The sequence below is a fragment of the Aeromonas sp. Prich7-2 genome (genome assembly GCF_017939255.1).
Lineage (GTDB): Bacteria > Pseudomonadota > Gammaproteobacteria > Enterobacterales > Aeromonadaceae > Aeromonas > Aeromonas caviae.
In genome coordinates, this window is sequence record NZ_JAGKRI010000311.1 from 1 (window position 1) to 704 (window position 704).

1 rRNA gene is annotated in these 704 nt (G+C 54.7%); it reads left to right on the plus strand.

From position 1 onward, the window contains the following. Nucleotides 1-685 (plus strand): 23S ribosomal RNA (locus J9892_RS22395); the annotation flags it as partial. Nucleotides 686-704 lie beyond the last annotated feature (19 nt).

Here is a 704-nt window from a genome sequence, read left to right on the forward strand (position 1 = left end):
CGCGGACAGTGCCTGGTGGGTAGTTTGACTGGGGCGGTCTCCTCCCAAAGAGTAACGGAGGAGCACGAAGGTTGGCTAATCCTGGTCGGACATCAGGAGGTTAGTGCAATGGCATAAGCCAGCTTAACTGCGAGACGGACAGGTCGAGCAGGTACGAAAGTAGGTCATAGTGATCCGGTGGTTCTGAATGGAAGGGCCATCGCTCAACGGATAAAAGGTACTCCGGGGATAACAGGCTGATACCGCCCAAGAGTTCATATCGACGGCGGTGTTTGGCACCTCGATGTCGGCTCATCACATCCTGGGGCTGAAGTCGGTCCCAAGGGTATGGCTGTTCGCCATTTAAAGTGGTACGCGAGCTGGGTTCAGAACGTCGTGAGACAGTTCGGTCCCTATCTGCCGTGGGCGTTGGATGATTGAAGGGAGTTGCTCCTAGTACGAGAGGACCGGAGTGAACGAACCTCTGGTGTTCGGGTTGTCACGCCAGTGGCACTGCCCGGTAGCTAAGTTCGGAATCGATAACCGCTGAAAGCATCTAAGCGGGAAGCGAGCCCTGAGATGAGTCATCCCTGACCCCTTGAGGGTCCTAAAGGGCCGTTGGAGACCACAACGTTGATAGGTGGGGTGTGTAAGCGTAGCGATACGTTGAGCTAACCCATACTAATTACCCGTGAGGCTTAACCATACAACACCCAAGAAGTGTT